The 19,331-nt window shown below is 64.3% G+C and carries 15 protein-coding genes and 1 pseudogene; 2 read left to right on the top strand and 14 right to left on the bottom strand.

The window, feature by feature from the left end:
- The first annotated feature begins 86 nt into the window (after window positions 1-86).
- Window positions 87-713, top strand: a complete 627-nt coding sequence (locus E7813_RS22620) for an MSMEG_1061 family FMN-dependent PPOX-type flavoprotein (RefSeq protein ID WP_291577497.1) — start codon at window positions 87-89, stop codon at window positions 711-713.
- Window positions 714-784: 71 nt separating this feature from the next.
- Here E7813_RS22620 and E7813_RS22615 read toward each other — a convergent pair whose 3' ends face one another.
- The 14 genes and pseudogenes from E7813_RS22615 to E7813_RS22550 all read right to left on the bottom strand — a co-directional run bounded on the left by E7813_RS22615 (window position 785) and on the right by E7813_RS22550 (window position 18,053).
- Complete coding sequence (locus E7813_RS22615; RefSeq protein ID WP_291577496.1) at window positions 785-1,708, bottom strand: 2-dehydropantoate 2-reductase; 924 nt, start codon at window positions 1,706-1,708, stop codon at window positions 785-787.
- A gap of 84 nt (window positions 1,709-1,792) precedes the next feature.
- Window positions 1,793-4,756: a bifunctional [glutamine synthetase] adenylyltransferase/[glutamine synthetase]-adenylyl-L-tyrosine phosphorylase gene (locus tag E7813_RS22610; RefSeq protein ID WP_291577495.1), complete on the bottom strand. Its 2,964-nt coding sequence runs from the start codon at window positions 4,754-4,756 to the stop codon at window positions 1,793-1,795.
- Window positions 4,753-6,225, bottom strand: coding sequence for an ATP-binding protein (locus tag E7813_RS22605; RefSeq protein ID WP_291577494.1), 1,473 nt, complete (start codon window positions 6,223-6,225; stop codon window positions 4,753-4,755). Before E7813_RS22605 ends, E7813_RS22610 begins: the two co-directional genes overlap by 4 nt.
- Entirely contained in the window at window positions 6,209-6,889 is a 681-nt protein-coding gene (locus E7813_RS22600; protein ID WP_291577533.1) for a response regulator transcription factor, read from the bottom strand. Before E7813_RS22600 ends, E7813_RS22605 begins: the two co-directional genes overlap by 17 nt.
- A gap of 278 nt (window positions 6,890-7,167) precedes the next feature.
- Complete coding sequence (locus E7813_RS22595; protein WP_291577493.1) at window positions 7,168-8,760, bottom strand: Do family serine endopeptidase; 1,593 nt, start codon at window positions 8,758-8,760, stop codon at window positions 7,168-7,170.
- A 163-nt stretch (window positions 8,761-8,923) separates the two neighbouring features.
- Window positions 8,924-9,424 (bottom strand): cytochrome c-type biogenesis protein, encoded by a 501-nt coding sequence (locus E7813_RS22590; protein WP_291577491.1) that lies wholly within the window; start codon window positions 9,422-9,424, stop codon window positions 8,924-8,926.
- 4 nt (window positions 9,425-9,428) lie between these two features.
- On the bottom strand, window positions 9,429-11,408 hold the full coding sequence (locus E7813_RS22585; protein WP_291577490.1) for a heme lyase CcmF/NrfE family subunit: 1,980 nt from the start codon (window positions 11,406-11,408) through the stop codon (window positions 9,429-9,431).
- Window positions 11,409-11,449: 41 nt separating this feature from the next.
- Window positions 11,450-11,893 (bottom strand): annotated as a pseudogene (ccmE, locus tag E7813_RS22580) (cytochrome c maturation protein CcmE); the annotation flags it as partial.
- 58 nt (window positions 11,894-11,951) lie between these two features.
- Entirely contained in the window at window positions 11,952-13,055 is a 1,104-nt protein-coding gene (ccmI, locus tag E7813_RS22575; protein WP_291577488.1) for a c-type cytochrome biogenesis protein CcmI, read from the bottom strand.
- A gap of 123 nt (window positions 13,056-13,178) precedes the next feature.
- Window positions 13,179-14,582, bottom strand: a complete 1,404-nt coding sequence (locus E7813_RS22570; RefSeq protein WP_291577487.1) for a hypothetical protein — start codon at window positions 14,580-14,582, stop codon at window positions 13,179-13,181.
- A gap of 117 nt (window positions 14,583-14,699) precedes the next feature.
- Window positions 14,700-16,076 (bottom strand): sensor histidine kinase, encoded by a 1,377-nt coding sequence (locus E7813_RS22565; protein WP_291577486.1) that lies wholly within the window; start codon window positions 16,074-16,076, stop codon window positions 14,700-14,702.
- A gap of 118 nt (window positions 16,077-16,194) precedes the next feature.
- Window positions 16,195-16,866: a response regulator transcription factor gene (locus tag E7813_RS22560; RefSeq protein WP_291577485.1), complete on the bottom strand. Its 672-nt coding sequence runs from the start codon at window positions 16,864-16,866 to the stop codon at window positions 16,195-16,197.
- Between the two features lie 251 nt (window positions 16,867-17,117).
- Window positions 17,118-17,789, bottom strand: a complete 672-nt coding sequence (locus E7813_RS22555; RefSeq protein ID WP_291577484.1) for a metallophosphoesterase — start codon at window positions 17,787-17,789, stop codon at window positions 17,118-17,120.
- A gap of 111 nt (window positions 17,790-17,900) precedes the next feature.
- Window positions 17,901-18,053 (bottom strand): hypothetical protein, encoded by a 153-nt coding sequence (locus E7813_RS22550; protein ID WP_291577483.1) that lies wholly within the window; start codon window positions 18,051-18,053, stop codon window positions 17,901-17,903.
- Window positions 18,054-18,346: 293 nt separating this feature from the next.
- Between E7813_RS22550 and E7813_RS22545 the strand changes: the two genes are divergently transcribed.
- Complete coding sequence (locus E7813_RS22545; RefSeq protein WP_291577482.1) at window positions 18,347-19,312, top strand: Ku protein; 966 nt, start codon at window positions 18,347-18,349, stop codon at window positions 19,310-19,312.
- The last annotated feature ends 19 nt before the right edge of the window (window positions 19,313-19,331 follow it).

Raw genomic sequence — 19,331 nt, 5'->3', positions numbered from 1 at the left:
CCGGCAGTTTCCGGTGACAAGATTGCGCCGTGCCGGCTTCCTGATAATCTGGCGGCCCACTTCTCTTGTTTTTTTGGGTGGCCGCGATGTATCGACCCAAGGTGCCGGTGACTAGTGCCGCCGAGGTCAAAGCGATTCTCGGGCCGGATTTTCCAAACCAGATTGCCAAGGTGATCGACCACATCGATCCTCACTGCAAAGCCTGGATCGAACGATGTCCCTTTATCGTGATCGCAAGCGTTAATGCGGCCGGCGCCATGGACACCTCGCCCAAGGGAGATCCTGCCGGCTTCGTCAAGGTTCTCGACAAACACACGCTGGCGATACCCGACCGCAGCGGCAATCATCGCGGCGACACCTTCCTGAACGTCCTCGAAAATCCGGGCGTCGGTATCATCTTTATCGTGCCGAAGCGGCGCGAAGTCGTTCGCGTCAGCGGGACCGCCTCGCTGGCAAGAGACCCGGACCTGCTGGCGGAAATGGCCGTCAATGACAAGCCGCCCAAACTCGCCATGATCGTGCACGTCAAGGAAGCCTTCTTTCATTGCGGGAAATCCATGATCCGATCCGGCATGTGGCAACCGGAAAGCTGGGGCCCGATCGATGGATTGCCGAGCTATGCGCAAGCCTTGAAAGATCACGGCGCTCTGACGGAATCCCTGGAACAACTGCAGGCGATCGTTGAGTACAACGAAGAGAAACGCCTTTATTGAGATCGATTGATTGGCGGAAATTTCCAGCGTGGATGCGCGCTCGCTTCAAAACGCGATTGACGGCTGCACCCTCAAGCCAGCTTGCCCATGATGTAGGGTTTCAGCATCGCATAGATCATGCTGTGCGTCGGAGTGGGAATGCCGAACTGGCGGCCGAGCTCCGCGACCTTGCCGCTGAGCCAGGGTACTTCGAGCCGGTTGCCGCGATCGAGGTCGAGCGCCATCGAGGCCTTCATGGCGGGCGGGAAGTGCCCGGTGAGCCCGACAATTCTGTCGACCGCATCGGCCGGCAACGCGACGCCTTTGGCGCGGCCGACATCGAAGGCTTCCTGGTAGGCCGCAACGAAGATGGGACGCATATCGGGGTCGTCCCGCAATTTGCCGATCGGCTGCCGCGACAACGACATCATGCCGGCGTTGCTGGCGAGCAGGATGAACTTCATCCAGAGATCGGTCAGAATCTGCTCGCTCAAGGTCGCGTCGAAGCCGGCCTTCAGGCAGAGCGCGAGAAACTCCTCGCCGCGCTTGCTGCGCTTGCCGTCGAGTTCGCCGAATATCATGCGCATGAAGGTGCCGACCTGCAAAATCTTTCCCGGCCCGACGATCGACGCACTGATTTGCGCCACGCCGCCCATCACGGCATGCGGGCCAAGGATCGGCACCAGCCGCTCGTGCGCGTCGACGCCGTTCTGCAGCGGGATCACGGCGGTATCGGGCCCGATCAACGGCTTGATGTGCTGTCCGGCGCTTGCGACATCCCACAGCTTGACGCAAAACAGCACGATATCAACCTTGCCGACGCCGGCGGGATCGTCGGTGGCCTGGGTCGGCACCAGATGGATCGCACCGCGTTCGCTCTCAACTCTCAATCCCTGGCTCTGCATCGCGGCAAGATGGGCGCCCCGCGCGATGAACGTCACGTCGGCACCCGCCTTGGCCAATGCCGCGCCGAACCCGCCTCCAACGCCGCCGGCGCCGACCACCGCAATACGCATCGCACCTCTCCCCATAAATTTTTCGACCGCAAACGTATTCGAAACCGGTCGACATGTCTCTAGGATGACGCTTGTCGAACAACGCTATCCGCCCTCGAGCAACTCGCGAAACACCCGGCGCACCTCGGTCTGGGTCTCCCGCACCCTGGCCTCGAGCGATGAAAAATCCGGTGCATCGCCGGCGCGCGCCATCACCCGCAACAGATCCTCGCCTGCGGTTTCCGGCCTGAACCTTTCGGTGACACATAGCCGCAGGATTTGCGTGAGGTCATGATAGAGCCGCGCCGCCGGACGCAGCACTTCCACCGCGGACGGCGGCAGCACGCCGAGCCGTGCGGCATTGTCCAGCACCTGCAGCGTCGAAACGTCGAGGATATCGGGTCTGTCGGCGGCGTGAACGAGCTGGAGATATTGCGCGATGAAATCGACATCGACGATGCCGCCGGCGGCATATTTCAGATCCCACACGTCGTCCTCGCCCTTCTCCAGCGCAATGGCACGCCGCATGTCCGCAACATCGGCGGCGACAGACGCAGCGTCGCGCGGCCGCGTCAGCACTTCGCGGATGATGCTTTCGATCTTGCCGCGGAATGCCGGCGACGACGAAATCACCCGCGCCCGGGTCAGCGCCATGTGCTCCCAGGTCCAGGCTTCGCGATCCTGGTATTCGGCGAATGAATCCAGCCGCGATGCCACAGGGCCGGCCCGGCCGGAAGGGCGCAGCCGCATGTCGACCTCGTAGAGCACGCCGTAATTGGTTCGTGTCGTAAAGGCGCTGATCAGCCGCTGGGTAAAACGCGCAAAATACTGCGCGCCGTGCAACGGGCGCGCGCCGTCGGAGTCCGGATGGTGGTGATCGAAATCATAAAGCAGGATCAAATCGAGGTCGGACGACGCCGTCATCTCCCGGCTGCCAAGCCTGCCCATGGCGAGGATCGCGGTCTGCTGTCCCCCGATGCGGCCGTGCCGGGTCGCGAACTGGCCGGTCACCAGACCATGCACGGTATCGACGATGCCCTCGGCGACATCGGCAAAGGCAATGGCGGCCTGCCGGGCGGTGACGGTGCCGGACAGGATGCGCGCACCGATCAGGAACAGGCTCTCCTGGCCGAACAATCGCAACCGGTCGAGAAACTCCTCGTAGGAATCCGCATCCGCCAAGGTTGCCGCAAGACGCGCGGACAATTCGCGCCGGTCCGGCATCGCGCCGAAGAAGCGGGGATCGATCAACCCGTCCATGATCTGCGGCTGCCGCGCCAGCATGTCTCCGAGACGCGGCGCGGCGCCAAGGATCAGCGCCACCAAGGCGACGAGATCACGGTTCTGGCTGAGCAGCGAGATCAACCGCCCTCCCCGCTGCAACGCCTGCAGGAAGCGGTCGAACGCCGTCACCGCATGGTCGGGTTCCTCGGCCAGCGCCAGGCCGGCAATCAGCGCGGGAACAAATTCAAGGAACGCGCTCCGCGTCGACGCCGTCCGGAACGCGCGGTAGTCGCCGGCGATCCATTGCTGCAGGACCCTGGCCACCATCACCGGATTCTTGAAGCCGAGCGTGGCCAGATGTTCGAGCAGGCGCGGATCGTCGGGGCCGGCGGCGTAATTTATCTCCGGCAATTTCGCGGTGCCGGTCGGGTCACCCTCGAACAGCTTGCCGTAATGCCCCTGCACAATGTTAAGGTGAAGCAGCAAATCTTTTGCAAATGCGGCACGGCTGTCATAGCCGAGGAAATGCACGAAGCGCTCCATCGCCTCGACATCGCCGGGCAGCGTATGGGTCTGCTCGTCCGCCACCATCTGCAGCCGGTGCTCGACCCGGCGCAGAAACAGATAGGCCGCGGTGAGTTCGTCGCGCGCCTCAAAAGTGATCCAGTTGCTCGACGCCAGTACATTCAACGCATCCAGCGTCGGCCGCACCCGCAACTCCGGATGCCGGCCGCCGGCGATCAATTGCTGGGTCTGGGCAAAAAACTCGATCTCGCGGATCCCGCCGCGCCCGACCTTGACGTTGTGGCCTTCGACCGCGATTTCGTTCTGACCGCGAAACGCCTGCATCTGTCGCTTCATGTCGTGCACGTCGGCGAGCGCGGCGAAATCCAGGTGCTTGCGCCAGACGAACGGCACGATATCGGCGACCAGCGCCTCGCCGGCCTTGGCATCGCCGGCGCAGGGCCGCGCCTTGATCATGGCGGCGCGCTCCCAGGTCCGCCCTTCCCGCTCATAATAATGCAGCGCCGCCTCGATCGAGATCGCCACCGGCGTCGAAGCCGGGTCCGGCCGCAGCCGCAGGTCGACACGGAACACATAGCCGTCGCCGTCACGCTGTTGCAGCAGCCGCGACAGCGCTTGCGTGACGCGCACGAAAAACGGTTGCGGCTCGATATCCGGCGCCAGCGTGGGAGCCGCCAGGTCGTAGAATACGATCAGGTCGATGTCGCTGGAATAATTCAATTCGCCGGCGCCCATCTTGCCCATGGCGAGCACGACGAGGCCGCTGTTATCCTCAGGGCAATCGAGGCTGGGCGGTGACAGCTTGCCGCGCGCGGTTTCCTTCCGCAGCAGAAAGCGCAGCGCCGATCGCACCGCGGCGGTCGCCAGATCGGTCAGCGCCGCCGTCACCTGCATCACCGGCCAGACGCCGCCGATGTCGCACAGCGCTATCAAGAGCGCCGCTTCCGATTTCATGCGGCGAAGCCAACGCATCGCGTCGGCTTCGCTGGATCCCGCCGCCACGTCGGGGCAGGTGGTTTCGATCAATCGGGCGAGATGCGGTTCCGGATCGCAATTGAGCAAGCGGATGGTTCGCGCCGCGTCGGCACGCATGAGGTCGAACAGATAGGGAGAGGCTTCCGCGGTGCCCAGCAGAACGGTGTTGGCGAAAGGAAAGCGTCCGGCCAGATCGCGGATCGCAGCCGCCTGCACCGGTTCGAGATCGCCGAGCCAGCCGGCCAGACGCTGCGCGGCTTGGTCGGGATCGGACAGATGCGGTCCGTCGGCGAAACGCGCGGCCAGAACATGCCGATCCGCGTCGCCGTCAGCGGGTGGGGTCATGCCACCTTCTGTGGCACATTCGGCATTTGAGCCGCAAGCCTGTCACTGGCGCCCATCCGCGCCGGGATCGCCAATGTCGCCGATAGTCCGGGGTGGGCGTCCGCGAGCCGGAGATCGCCGCCATGCAGCGTCGCCACCGCCGACGCGAGACTCAGTCCGAGACCGGAACCGGGCTGGGTGCGGCTCGCTTCAAGCCGCACAAAGCGTTCGACCGCGTGCTTGCGGTCGGCTTCGGGAATACCGGGTCCATGATCGGTGACGCTGAGCAGCACCTGGTCGCCGTCGCGCCGAGCCTCGATCAGGATCTCCCTGCTGGCGGGACTTGCAACCGCGTCGGCGCCGAGCGGCTGCGGCGCCGGGACTGGCTTGCCGTATTTGATGGCATTCTCGACCAGGTTGGCCAGCGCCTGGCTGATCAATTCGCGGTTGCCGTGCAGCGGGGTGGGCGTGGTCTTGACGTGCAGGACCATGCCGTCGTCTTCCGCCAGCGGCTCATAGAGTTCATGAATGCCGTTGGCGACGTCGGCGGCGTCAAAGTCATCCATGTTGCCGCGGGCCTGCCCGGACTCGGCGCGTGCGATCATCAACAGCGCGTTGAAGGTCCGGATCAAGCCATCGGATTCCTCGATGGTCCGTTCCAGCGCCGAGCGGTATTCGGCCTCGCTTCCGGATTTCGCCAACGCCTCCTCCGCGCGGTTGCGCAACCGCGTCAGCGGCGTCTTCAGGTCGTGGGCGATGTTGTCGGAGACTTCCTTCAGGCCCATCATCAGGGCTTCGATGCGCTCCAGCATGGCGTTGAGATTTTCCGCCAGCCGGTCGAGTTCGTCGCCACTGCGCCCGACCGGCAGCCGGCCGCTGAGATCGCCGGCCATGATGCGCTGGGTGGTGCCGGTCATGGCGTCGATACGCCGCAACACCCGCCGCGCCACGAAGGTGCCACCGCCGAGACCGAGCACGATGACGATCAACAGCGACCACTGCGCCGCCTTGGCGATGATGCCGAACAGACGCCTGCGCTCTTCCAGATCGCTGCCGATCAAAAGGCGAAAGCCGCTGGAGAGTTCGGTGACGCGCACCAGCGCGCGATGATCCGCGGTGTCCTGCTCGTCAAGCCGCCGATAGGCGGTCTCGGACCAGCCCGAGGTTCCCATCACGCCCGGCGCGAGCGAGCCGACATTGCCGGCGACGGCCTGCCCGCTCGGCGTGGTCACGAGGTAAAGATTGGCGCCAGGCCGCAGCGCCCGGTTCTCGATCGTGAACACCAGCCCGCGCAAGCCGCGGCGTGCGAAGATGTCGCTGATCTCCCCGGTCTCCGCGTTCACCGTTGAGGTGATCTGCTCGGTGATCAGCCGGCGCGTGTTCCAGGCGAAATAGCCCAGCAAGGATGCCGCGAACAGCGCAAACAAGAACAGATAGACCAGGGTCAACCGGAACGCGGTGGTCCGGATCAGTTTACCGAATGCCGTCACGGATCATGTATCCCGCGCCGCGAATGGTATGAAGCAGCGGCCGCTCGAAGCCCTTGTCGATCTTGGAGCGCAGCCGCGAAATATGCACGTCGATGACATTGGTCTGCGGATCGAAATGATAATCCCAGACGTTTTCGAGCAGCATGGTGCGCGTCACCACCTGCCCGGCATGCTTCATCAGATATTCCAGCAGCCGGAACTCGCGCGGCTGCAGCGTCAATTCGTCCTTGCCGCGCGCCACCCGGTGCGAAAGCCGGTCGAGTTCGAGATCGCCGACGCGATAGGTGGTCTCTTCGGCGGGACCGCCATGACGGCGCGACAATACTTCGACCCGCGCCAGCAATTCGGCGAACGAATAGGGTTTCGGCAGATAGTCGTCGCCGCCGGCGCGCAGGCCCTTGATGCGGTCATCGACCTGACCGAGCGCGGAGAGAATCAGCGCCGGCGTGCGGTTGCCCTTCTCGCGCAAGCTGCCGATCAACGACAGGCCGTCGCGCTTCGGCAGCATGCGGTCGATCACCAGCACGTCGTAGTCGCCGGAGTCGGCCAGCGCCAACCCCTCCTCGCCATCGCTGGCGAGATCGGCGACGTAACCGACCTCGCGAAACGCCTTCACGAGATAGTCGGCGGACTCGCGGTCGTCTTCGATGATCAGCAGGCGCATCTGGGTGTCGGTTGCGGTCAAGTCAAGTCGGCTTTCTGTCACCATGGCGCGGTCGGCATCTTCATGCAAGGCGACCCGCATTTTCCGAACCTTTTCAAAAAAAGCGGGCGGTGAAGCTGGGGAACCTCACCGCCCTTAGAGCCTTCCGACGGAGGGGGGCGAATTCCACCGGAAGGAAGGAAACCATGGGGAGCGAGCTGTTGACCCGCTCCCCGGAAAGAGCCGTCGGCGGGGGCGACTATGCCGGCGACACTCCCCATTTCGCAAACGTCCTGGCGTCAGCCCTTCGCCAGCGGCACCGCGACGAAGTGTGCCGCACCGCCATTCGATTTGACCCGCATCAGAACGCTGTTCTTGTTGTCGCTGCGCGCAGCCGCGATGGCTTCGCGGACATCGCCGACATTGGCGACGCTCTTGCCGGCGACTTCGAGAATGACATCGCCTTCCTTGAAGCCACGCTCGGCCGCCGCACTCTTCGGATCGACTTCTGTCACGACGACGCCATCCTTGCCGGCGCCGGCGACGCTGTTGGCGGGCGCAAGCGTCAACCCCAGCTTAGGCACGTCGGTTCCACGGCTCGGACTGGTCTTGTCGCCATTATCGGTATCGGCGTTGGCCTCCACCGAGTTGGGCAACTGGCCCAGCGTCAGGCTGACGACCTTGTCCTGGCCCTTGTGCAGCACGTTGAGCTTCACCGAATTGCCGGGCGCAAGACCGCCGATGGTGCGGGCGAGCTCGCGGGCATCCTTGACCTGCTCGCCATTGACGGCGGTGATCACGTCACCGGATTCGATGCCGGCCTTGGCGGCGGGGCCATTGGCCTGGGGTTCTGCAACCAGCGCGCCTTCCGCCTTCTTGAGGCCGAGGCTGTCGGCAATATCGGCCGTGACGGGTTGAATCTGGACGCCGATCCAGCCGCGGCTGACCGAGCCCTTGTCCTTGAGCTGAGCGATCACCGTCTTCACGGTCGAGGCCGGGATTGAGAACGCGATGCCGACGCTGCCGCCCGATGGCGAGTAGATCGCGGTGTTGACGCCCATCACTTCGCCTTCGGTATTGAAGGCCGGGCCGCCGGAGTTACCCTTGTTGACGGGCGCGTCGATCTGGATGAAATCATCGTACGGGCCGTTGCCGATGTCGCGGCCGCTGGCCGAGACAATGCCGGCCGTTACGGTGCCGCCGAGACCGAAGGGATTGCCGACCGCAAGCACCCAGTCGCCGATCCGAGGCTTGCCGTCGGACAGCTTGGCGAAGGGGAAGTTCGAGCCGCCCTCGACCTTGATCAGGGCAACGTCGGTGCGGGCGTCGGTGCCGATCACCTTCGCGGTATAGGTCTTGCCGTCGTCGGTGGTGACTTCGACCTTGTCGGCGCCGTCAACGACGTGATTGTTGGTGACGGCGTAGCCGTCGGCGGAAATAAAGAAGCCGGACCCCTGTCCGGTTATGATGCCACGGCCACGCGGGCCGCGCATGCCCGGCGGCAGGCCATCGGGTCCGCCAAATCGGCGGAAGAAACGCTCCATCGGCGATCCCGGCTGGAACGGCGACTCGTCATTGCCATTGCCGCTGTCGTCCCTGGCAATCTTCTGGTTGATGTTGACCTTGACCGAAATCACCGACGGCTTCACGCGCTCGACGATATCGGCAAAGCCGATCGGCTTTTCGACCTTGCGGACTTCGTTATTGACCTGCGCATGCGCGCTGGTGGTGAAAATATCGACCGGGCGGTGCGAAGGCGCAAAACCGTAGACGGCAACGCCGAGGCCGGCAACGACCGAAGCCATCAAAGCGAATTTACGCGCCGAGAACAGCTGATGGCGCGGCGCCCGGTAAGACGGTAGCGACGAAAGATCGGTGGGACGGTCGGTCATACAGAAATCTCCAAGGGGTCGGTGCGGGGGCGGGCACCTGATGGGCCTCAACATGGGGTTCGTTGCCTTACAGCGCGCTGGCGGGGGAATTAAACTTTGGTAATAAACGGGGGAACCAATGCGGCAGTTTATCGCAGGGCGAAATCCCGGTTAAATCCAGGGGTTAAACCGGCCCGTCGGGCGACGGTTCCGCCGCCATCAGCCGTTCCAGCCGTGCCTGTTCGTCCGCGCTCAGTTTTGCCGGGGATTGATCCTCCGCCGAGGCCGATCTCGACCGGCGCCGGCCGTAGATCCACAGCGCGAAGCCGCCCCCGGCCAGCGCCAGCGGCGGCAGCAGCCACAACATCAGCGTATGGGGGTTGAACCGCGGTTTCAGCAGCACGAATTCGCCATAGCGCGCCACCAGGAAATCGATCACCTGCGCATCGCTGTCGCCGGCCGCGATTCGCTCGCGCACCAGCAGCCGCAAATCGCGCGCCAGTGGCGCTTCGGAATCGTCGATCGACTGGTTCTGGCACACCATGCAGCGCAACTCGCGCGACAAATCCCGCGCCCGCGCTTCCTTTACCGGATCCGCCATGATCTCGTCGGGCTGCACGGCGCAAACGGCCGATGACCCCACCATCACGGCCACCGCAAATATGCCGGCAAGGACTCGTTTCAAATGGTCACTCCGCCGGCTGCAACCCGCGCGGCGCCCGGGCCGGCTTCGGCGCGCCGACGCGCAGCCGCCGGTCCGATAGCGACAGCATGCCGCCGAACGCCATCAGCACGGGACCGAACCAGATCAGCAGCACCAACGGCTTGTGATAGATGCGCACCGCGATGGTGCCGTCGGCGGTATCGCCGAGCGAAATATAGAGCTGGCTCACGCCGCGCGTCAGCAACGCCGCCTCGGTGGTCGACGATCCCCGTGCAGGGTAGTTGCGCTTCGACGGCGTCATCTCGCTGAGCCGTCGACCATCGAGACTCACGGTGAACTGCGCCACCATTTCGCGAAAATTCGGCCCCTGGCGCTGCGCAAGGCTATCGAGCTCGACTTCGTAGCCGGCGATCTTCGCCACGTCGCCTGCCTTCATCGATCCGATGTATTCGCTGTTCCACGTCGTCTCGCAGACGATCCCGATCAGGGCGACGCCGACGCCGGCATGGGCGAACGCCGTGCCCCAGGTCGAGCGCGGCAATCCGCGCGCCCGCCGCACCGCCGTTGCAACCGGCGCGCGGAACAGGCCGGTGCGCTCGGCAAGATCGCACAACGCCCCCGCGATGACGAACACGGCCAATCCGATTGCGAGCGGCGCAAGCGCGCTTCCGCCGCGGGTCCAGGCCCACAGCACCGCGAACGCGATCAGGGCGGCGATGCCGGCCGCCATCAGGCGCTGCGCCGCGCCCAAGAGATCGCCGCGCTTCCACGCCAGCAATGGCCCGAACGGCACCGCGATCATCAATGGAACGAACAAGGGTGCGAAGGTCAGGTTGAAGAACGGCGCGCCGACCGAAATCTTGTCGCCGGTCAGAACTTCCAGCGCCAGCGGATACAGCGTTCCGATGAACACGGTCGCGCAGGCGGTGGTGAGGAACAGATTGTTGAGCACCAGCGCGCCCTCGCGCGAGATCGGCGCGAACAGGCCGCCCTGCTTCAGCGCGGAGGCGCGCCAGGCATACAGCGTCAGGCTGCCGCCGATGAAGGTGCACAGGATCAGCAGGATAAAGACGCCGCGCGTTGGGTCGGTCGCGAAGGCATGAACCGACGTCAACACGCCGGAGCGCACCAGGAAGGTGCCGAGCAATGACAGCGAGAAGGTCAGGATCGCCAGCAGGATGGTCCAAACCTTGAGCGCGTTGCGCTTTTCCATCACCACCGCCGAATGCAGCAACGCGGTGCCGGCGAGCCACGGCATCAACGAAGCATTCTCGACCGGATCCCAGAACCACCAGCCGCCCCAGCCGAGTTCGTAATAGGCCCAGTACGAGCCCATGGCGATGCCGAGCGTCAGGAAGATCCACGCCACCAGCGTCCAGGGCCGCACCCAACGCGCCCATGCCGCGTCGATCCGGCCTTCGATCAGGGCGGCAACCGCGAACGAAAACGAGATCGAGAAGCCGACATAGCCGAGATAGAGCATCGGCGGATGCACGGCCAGACCGATGTCCTGCAGCACCGGATTGAGGTCGCGGCCCTCGATCGGCGGATTGGCGATGCGCAGGAACGGGTTCGAGGTGATCAGGATGAACAGATAGAACGCACTGGCGATCCAGGCTTGCACCGCTAGCACATGGGCGCGCAGCGACAGCGGCAGGTTGTTGCCGAATGCCGCAACGAGGCCCCCGAACAGCGCCAGGATCGACACCCACAGCAGCATCGAGCCTTCGTGATTGCCCCACACGCCAGTGATCTTGTAGATCAGGGGTTTTAGCGAATGCGAATTCTCGAACACGTTGACGACGGAAAAATCCGAGGTGACGTGCAGCGTCACCAGCGCGGCGAACGACGCCAGCGCGAACAATAATTGCGCCAGCGCGGTCGAGCGCGCCACGTTCATCAAGGCAGCATCATGCCAGCGTGCGCCCAGCATCGGCACGGTCGACTGGATCAGCGCGAGGCCGAGCGCCAGCACCAGGGCGTAATGTCCGGCTTCCGCGATCACTGCGATACACCTTGCTTGGCTTGCTTCGCATTATCATCGGTCTTCGCGCCGTAGTCGTCCTTCCAGTGCCCCTGCTTCTTCAGCGCGTCCGCGAGATCCCTCGGCATGTAGTTCTCGTCGTGTTTGGCAAGCACGGTGTCGGCCCTGAACACGCCGGACGGGTCGAGCGCGCCTTCGGCGACCACGCCCTGCCCCTCGCGAAACAGATCGGGAAGAATTCCCTTGTAGGCGACGGGCAGCGTCGCGTTGCCGTCGGATACCTTGAAACTTACGGCGAGGTTGTCGCCGCGCACCAGCGAGCCGTTTTCAACCAGGCCGCCAAGCCGAAACCGCTTGCCCGGCAGAATATGTTTCTCGGCCACCATGCCCGGCGTCGAGAAAAACACGATCGAATCGCGCATCGCGTTCAGCACCAGCGCCACCGCCAGTGCGAGCACCGTGAGCGAACCGCCGATCATGGTCAAACGCCGCTGCTTGCGCGTCATGTGCGTCCTTTACGCATGATGTTGTCCGAAAGCCGTTTCACACTTTTCGCCATCATGCCTATCCGTCCAGCCCGAGATTTTTCAGGCCCTCGTTCAATTGCCGCAGCCGCTCGGCATCGTTGGCGACCGCCTGTCGGGCGTCCGTCAACGCGCTTTTCGCCTTGTCGCGGTCACCCATCACCATATAGGCCCGTACCAGCCGCAGCCATCCTTCGACATCGTCGCCGTTTTGCTTCAACCGGCTGGCGAGCCGATCGACCATGCCATGAATCATGGCGTTGCGGTCGGTTTCATTCATGTCTTTTGCCGCAGCCACGGTGGCGTCCGGCAGCGCCGGCGCGCCGGGACCCTCGATCCGCGCCAGCGCAGCCTGGACCAGCGGACGCCACGGCGCATCCGGCGGCGCCGTTGCCAGCATCGCCCGCCACATCGACGCGGCTTGCGTGGTGTCGCCGTCCTGTTCGGCGGCCAATCCGAGGAAGTAGCGCGCCTTGACCTCGTCGGCGTTCAATGCAACCGCGCGTTCAAACTCAGCCTTGGCCTCCGCGGTAACGACACCACCTGCGGCACCCGTCAGGGCTTCGCCGAGATCAGCCCGGCGCGCCGCACTGTCGCCGTTATAGGTGATCGAATTATGGTAGGCGCGAACCGCATCGTCGTAACGGCCAAGCCTCGCCAGTACCGGCGCCAGCACGTTCCAGCCCCGGCCGTCGGTCGGATTTTTCTCCAGATGCGCCTCGACCTGCGCCACCAGATTGTCGAGCGGCTGCGTGGCATCGGGCACGCGGGTCCGTTCCGCCAGCGGAAAATCGCCGAGCCGCGGCGAGCCGAGCGGAAGATAAAGGGCGATCGCCGCGATCGGCAGTCCCACCAAAGCGACGATGGCAACCGAACGGCGCAAAAAGATGTTCGATGCCATCGGCGGATCGCGCTGATGATCCGCCGCGGCCAGCAGGCGGCGGCCGATCTCGACGCGAGCGGCTTCGGCTTCGGAAGGGCCAATCAGGCTAGCTGCAACGTCGCGGTCGATCTCGGCGAGTTGGTCCTTGTAAACCGCGGCCTCGCTGCCGTCGCTTTGCGGCCGCGGACCCCGGCCCAACGGCAGCAACACGGCGAAAACAGCCGCCGCCGTCATTAGCGCGAACACAAACCACAGCGTCATTCAAACCGGTTCCGATGCCACGGCGCCAGGGCGCCGATGCGCCGCTTTACACCACCGGCGGCAAGCCCGGCAATCGGCAATTGCAACGGAGAAACCCTTGCAAACAATGCGGAAATTGCCGGATCAGCCGGCGCGCGAAGCCTTGCGTTCGCCGGTCAACGCATTTTCAGCCGCCCGGCCCATCAGCGACGCGTAGTCGTGGCCGAACAGCACGTCGCAGAAGCGGATGGCCGCCTGGACCTGCATCTGCCGGTAGGCGCGCGTTTTGATGTCGACGCTGCGCAGCGATTGCACCAGCGACTCGGTGGAATGCTCGACATAATGCTGCAGGTCGGAATAGGTCCGCAGCGTGACCTCGTTGATCGCAAGTTCGCTGGCATAGGTACGGCAAACCGCGACGAAATCGATCAATGCGGCGGTCTCGTCGACCTCGCTGGCATCGACCCTGGCGCCGGCGGAGATATCCTTGTCGGCGCGCTGGCGCAGCAGACGCCGGACGCGGCCGGGTACGCTGTCGATTTCCGACTGCAGCGCGTTGGAGGTATCGGCCCGGATCGACATCAACTGCTTGCCCCACGCGGAATCGTTGCGAAGGTCGAGTTCGGTGCGCAAGCCGCGCACGCCGTCGTGGAGCGTCTTGAGATGCTCGGCCACGTAATCGAACTGGCCGCGCCTGATGTCCGAACGCAGGCTGGCAGCCAAACAGGACAGGTCGTGCAGCGCCATGGTGACGGCGATGCCGTAAGGCGTAGCTGCGACGCGGAATTCATCGTCGGACGCAGCCATCTTGATGGCCAGGCGAATGATTTGCCATGGCGCGGTCAGCCGCTGCATGACCAGCGACAGCACGAACGGCAGCATCTGCAAGGTTTGCAAAGCGGGAACGTCGATAGCAGCGCTTACCGAGGTGGTCTGCGAATCCGAGAAAGTCCGCAAGGAACCGGGAAGCCGGGCGTTGAGAGCGTCGAGCGCTTCGTGCGCCTCGAGCACCGAGCCGATTGGCACTAGGTCCTCGATCACATCCGCTGGACCGACGCGGGCCAGTGCGCGCTGGTGGTCGCCTCCGGGCACCGGGGTGGCGATCTTGAAGATCGCGGCGGCCGCGGCCAGCTGGAATTTGGCGGTCGCTGCTTCCAACCCGGTGGACGTCCCGGTTTCGCGCGCCCGCGCCAGCGCCGCTTCGAATTCACGCACCTGATCGGGCGCGCCGTCGCGGTTCAGCCATCGCCACACCGGCAGCAGCGATGCACGATGGATTTGACCCGGCCGCGGTGGGAAATTGCCCTCGATCAGAAACGGCTCGAGCGGGCGGAACAACAGCCGCGCCGGATCGTCGGTGCGCGGCTGCGCCTCCTCGTCTTCGGTTCCACGTACGACCTTGCGCAACTGCTCGAGCACGAAGGTCGCGACCACGGTATCCTGGCCGCGTTCGATGGCGCGTTCGAACTCCCGCATCAGCAGCGCCTGCGACTGCGGCGGAAGCTGCGCGAGATAGTCCCTCAGCCGCTCGGTCGATGTCTGGCTCATGCGCCCGGTATGGATGCTGTGTCGCGCGGACGGCCCAACGCGTGCGCCGGCATGATAAAAGCCCCGGCGTTAAGAAGTCGTTAGGAATGATGCAGTTGGCGGCTACACCGGCTGGGTTCACACCCCCGGCAGCACCAGTTCCGCCCGCAGTCCTCCGGTCGGCGCCCCGCCGAGTGAAAGGCTGCCGCCATAGAGCGCGGCGAGATCGATCACGATCGACAGCCCGAGCCCCGATCCCGGCTTGGATTCGTCGAGCCGCTGACCACGCTGCGAGACCTGCGCCTGCTCGGCCGCCGACAGCCCGCGCCCGTCATCATCGACGATGATCCGCAGCATCGGGCTGGCGCCGGCCTCGACCGGCGGTTCCACCAGCACCTCGATGAACACCTCGGAGGCCGCCCATTTGCAGGCATTGTCGACCAGGTTGCCGGCCATCTCCTCGAGGTCCTGCCGCTCGCCGCGAAATTTCGCTGACGGATCGGCCTTGATTGCGATGGCGATGCCGCGATGGCGATGAATCTTCTCCATGGTCCGGCGCAACGCCTCGATCGCGGGCGCAACTTCGGTGACGGTACCGATAATGGTGGGACGCGCGGCGATGCGGGCGCGTTCCAGATGGTGCGCCACCTGATCGCGCATCACATCGGCCTGCTCGAGAACCTTGGTCGCAAAGGGATCGGCAGCATGCGCGGCGGCCTCGTTGACGATCACCGACAGCGGCGTCTTGATGGCGTGCGCGAGATTGCCGACATGGGTCCGGGCGCGCTCGACGATTTCACGGTTGGCCTCGATCAGCGCGTTGGTCTCGCGCGCCAGCGGCGCGATCTCGACCGGAAACTCGCCCTCGAGCCGCTCGGCGCGCCCGGAACGGATATCGGCGATCGAATCTGAAATGCGTTTGAGCGGTGCCAGGCCGAAGCGAACCTGGAAGATCGTGGTCAGCACCAGCACGATCGACAACGCCACGAAGGTGCCGCCGAGGTAATAATCGAAAGTGCGCGTCTCGTCGAAAATCTCGGTGGCGTCGCCGGCAACGCTGACCAGGAATTTGCCGTCGGCGCCGAGATCGACCGGCCGCTCCACCATCCGCAGGTTCTGGCCCTCGGGCCCCTCGACATAGCCGAGCCGGATGCCGGCCGCGGTCAACTCCGCGCCCTGCTCTTCGAGCTTGGGCAGCTTCTTGTCCCACAGCGAACGCGACGCGCGCGGCTCGGGTTTCTCTCCGTCGGTGCGGGTGATCTGCCAGTACCAGCCGGACAGCGGCAGCTCGAACAGCGGCTCGCCCAGCGACTGGAATTGATGGTCGGGCGGTTCATCCGGGGTCGCGACTTCGGCGATCAGGGTGCGCAGATAGAGATTGAGCCGGCGATCGAAGGCCCGCTCGGTGGCGTCTCGGTAGACCGACGACAGCACGATGCCGGTGATGAGCAGGATCACCACCACCCACGCGGTCGCAGACAGGAACAGCCTTGTGGCGAGCGAGCTAGCGCGCATCGGTGCAGGATCCCAAAAGCCGGTCCTCGGGCCACGACCCGATAGATGGATCCCGGGGTTCGGACAAGATCATGCTCGAACCAAAAAGATAAGCCCGCAGCCGGCCGGCACCGCTAAATCAGGTGCCGGGCGTCGGCGGCGTCAGCAGATAGCCGAGCCCCCGCACGGTCTGGATGATATCGACATCCAGCTTCTTGCGGATGCGGCCGACGAACACTTCGATGGTATTGGAGTCGCGGTCGAAATCCTGGTCGTAGAGGTGCTCGACGAGCTCGGTGCGCGACACCACGCGCCCGGTGTGATGCATGAGGTAGGCCAGCAGCCGATATTCGTGTGAGGTCATCTTGATCGGATTGCCGGATACGCTGACCCGCCCCGTCCTGGTATCGAGCGAAACCGGCCCGCAAGTCAGCTCCGACTGGGCGTGGCCGGCGGAGCGGCGCAGCAGCGCGCGCATCCGGGCCAGGATTTCCTCGAGATGAAACGGTTTGGCGACGTAGTCGTCGGCGCCGGCGTCGAAGCCCTGCACCTTGTCGCTCCAGCGATCGCGCGCGGTGAGGATCAGTACCGGCATCACCCGTCCGTTGCGGCGCCAAGCCTCCAGCACCGAGATACCGTCCATCTTCGGCAGCCCGATGTCGAGCACCACGGCGTCGTAGGGTTCGCTGTCGCCGAGAAAATGGCCCTCCTCGCCGTCGAATGCGCGATCCACCACATAACCGGCGTCGGTCAGCGCTGTCGTAAGCTGACGATTGAGATCCGGATCATCTTCAACGACGAGCAGGCGCAAGCTAATCTCCGCGTGTGGGCCGCATAATATCCGCCATCAAGATGAACCCGGCCGGCGTGAACGGGCTATGAACGGGCAGCCGCAGCAATATTACTTTTTCTTCATAACTGTCTGTACACAACTAAACCCCGGCAATTCCGCCTGCTTCCGGGATCGGGCCGCAAATTCGAAAAAAACTAACATGTCGAATCGGAAGCCCCAATAGGTCCGCGCGGCGCCGTCGCGCGGACCAGCGTCGATGATACCGGCGGCTATTGTTCCGCCGGCGATCGCCTGACCACGATCAAGTCGATGGGACCGCCCGGCCTGTCATCGTCGAACACCCCGATCACCAGCCGTCCTGTCCGCCACGCCTGCGTATCCAGATTGGTGCGGCCTTCGTACAGCAGCGGTCCGTCGGGGAAATTGTCGTGGCCATGAACGACGTGAAATTGGCCGAACCCGCCGGAGAATCCTTTTGGATAGCGTTTCCACAACAGCGTGGCTTCGCTCTGCCGATCCAGCGGAACCTCGGGATCGACACCGGCGTGAACGTAGACCCGGTGGCTGTCGACATGCATCAGCCGCAGACCATCGAGCCAGGCGAGATGAGCTTGCGGCACGGCGTCGGGATCGCCGCCATAGGAACGAAGCGCGGTATCGCCGCCCTTCTGGATCCACCAGGCCATCTTCGAGCGATCGCGCAGCGCTTGCGCCATCATCGCATCGTGGTTGCCTTTCAATGTAACCAAACGCCAGCCTTCGGGGGCGCCCGGCAGCAGCCGGTCGATGACCTGTTTGCTCTGCGGTCCCTTGTCGACGTAGTCGCCTATCGTGACGATGACGCCGGCTTTGCCCGCTGAGTACGCGGCGATATCAGCCAGACCCTGGTCGAGCAGATCGTATCGGCCGTGAATGTCGGGGATGACGTAGGTCAGGCTCATACGGCGGCTGCATTCCCGGCAAAATCCGGGAGGGTGCTATTCCAATCGATCCAGACTATCAACCCGCCGGCCGGCCTGGGTAAACCGGTTTGCCGGAATAGTCGCGGCACCTCAGGTGCGGAAGAACACGAACCAGAGCACGCCGAGGATCAGTACCGTCAGCCCGGTCGAGACGGTCAGGAGAGCAAGCACCGAGGGGCCCGGCTCGGCCTGGCGTGCTTCGGTCGGGGTTTCGACGATCCGGCCCTGTTGATGTGTTGCCATGGGTACCTCGATCCAAAAGTCGCGGCGATGCCTTGCGGCACAACCTGTCGAAAGCAACGCATGATCGGGAGCGATGTTCCGGTTCTCGCGGCCTGCGGGGTCGCGTCCGGACCCCCGAAAAGCCCGCGATGGCGGCGTTCCAATCCCTCAAATCCGGCAGGCAACCAACCGGCCTCGTCTCGGTTAACGCCGTTGGGAGATTCCCGGCCCGCGCGCCTTGAATCCGGGTTTCCCGGTGGTATCGTTCCGGGTCGTCTGCTGCATCGCCGTCTGTTGCGTTTCGGAGTATCGCCATGGCCCCCCGCGCCAACTGGAAAGGCTTTTTACGCCTTTCGCTCGTGACCTGCCCGGTCGCCCTGTATCCGGCGACGTCGGATACCGAGAAGGTCTCCTTCAACCAGATCAACCGCAAGACCGGCCATCGCATCAAATATGCCAAGGTCGATGCCGACACCGGCGAGGAAGTCGCGGCCGACGACATCATGAAGGGCTACAAGGTCGATACCGACACTTATGTCGAGGTATCGAAGGAAGAGCTTGAGGACATCGCGCTGGAGTCGACACGCACCATCGAGATCGACGAATTTGTCCCCAAGACCGATATCGACAACCGCTATCTGATCCGGCCCTATTACCTGGTGCCCGACGGCAAGGTCGGCCATGACGCCTTCGCGGTGATCCGCGAAACCGTCCGCAGCATGAACAAGGTCGCGATCGGCCGCGTGGTTTTGACCAATCGCGAGCACATCATCGCGCTGGAACCGCTCGGCAAGGGCCTGATGGGAACGCTGCTGCGCTACCCTTACGAGGTGCGCAGCGAAAAGGAATATTTCGACGACATCCAGGACGTGAAGGTCACCAAGGACATGCTGGATCTGGCGAAACACATCGTCGAACAGAAATCCGGCTCGTTCGACCCCGAGCAGTTCGAGGACCGCTACGAATCCGCGCTGATCGATCTCATCAACCAGAAGCGCAGCGGCCTGCCCACCGCGGCAAAGCCCGCGCCGAAAACCGGCGGCAACGTCATCAACCTGATGGATGCGTTAAAGCGCAGCCTCGCCAGCGAGAAGCGGTCCTCCCCTGCCCCGGCCAAGGCAGCCAAGGGCAAGAAGCCGCGCAAGGCCGCCGCCGGCCAGCGCGAGATGCTGCTGCCGATCAGCGGCAAGGGCGCGGCCAGGGAAGAAACCAGGGTGCCGGCGCCAAAGAAGGCGCCAAAGCCGTTGCGCGCTGCGGCGCGGTCGAAAAAGGCCGGCTGATGCGCCGGCGCGGGAAGCG

Origin of the sequence: Bradyrhizobium sp., assembly GCF_004799405.1 — a bacterium.
Classification (GTDB): Bacteria; Pseudomonadota; Alphaproteobacteria; order Rhizobiales; family Xanthobacteraceae; genus Bradyrhizobium.
This window is presented reverse-complemented; position numbering and strand designations above follow the sequence as displayed.

Bases quoted from the DNA above. Each gene is read 5' to 3' on its own strand.
- E7813_RS22620 (WP_291577497.1), top strand. From the start codon at position 87: ATGTATCGACCCAAGGTGCCGGTGACTAGTGCCGCCGAGGTCAAAGCG.
- E7813_RS22615 (WP_291577496.1), bottom strand. From the start codon at position 1,708: ATGCGTATTGCGGTGGTCGGCGCCGGCGGCGTTGGAGGCGGGTTCGGC.
- E7813_RS22610 (WP_291577495.1), bottom strand. From the start codon at position 4,756: ATGACCCCACCCGCTGACGGCGACGCGGATCGGCATGTTCTGGCCGCG.
- E7813_RS22600 (WP_291577533.1), bottom strand. From the start codon at position 6,889: ATGCGCCTGCTGATCATCGAAGACGACCGCGAGTCCGCCGACTATCTC.
- E7813_RS22595 (WP_291577493.1), bottom strand. From the start codon at position 8,760: ATGACCGACCGTCCCACCGATCTTTCGTCGCTACCGTCTTACCGGGCG.
- ccmI (WP_291577488.1), bottom strand. From the start codon at position 13,055: ATGACGCTGTGGTTTGTGTTCGCGCTAATGACGGCGGCGGCTGTTTTC.
- E7813_RS22570 (WP_291577487.1), bottom strand. From the start codon at position 14,582: ATGAGCCAGACATCGACCGAGCGGCTGAGGGACTATCTCGCGCAGCTT.
- E7813_RS22565 (WP_291577486.1), bottom strand. From the start codon at position 16,076: ATGCGCGCTAGCTCGCTCGCCACAAGGCTGTTCCTGTCTGCGACCGCG.
- E7813_RS22555 (WP_291577484.1), bottom strand. From the start codon at position 17,789: ATGAGCCTGACCTACGTCATCCCCGACATTCACGGCCGATACGATCTG.
- E7813_RS22550 (WP_291577483.1), bottom strand. From the start codon at position 18,053: ATGGCAACACATCAACAGGGCCGGATCGTCGAAACCCCGACCGAAGCA.
- E7813_RS22545 (WP_291577482.1), top strand. From the start codon at position 18,347: ATGGCCCCCCGCGCCAACTGGAAAGGCTTTTTACGCCTTTCGCTCGTG.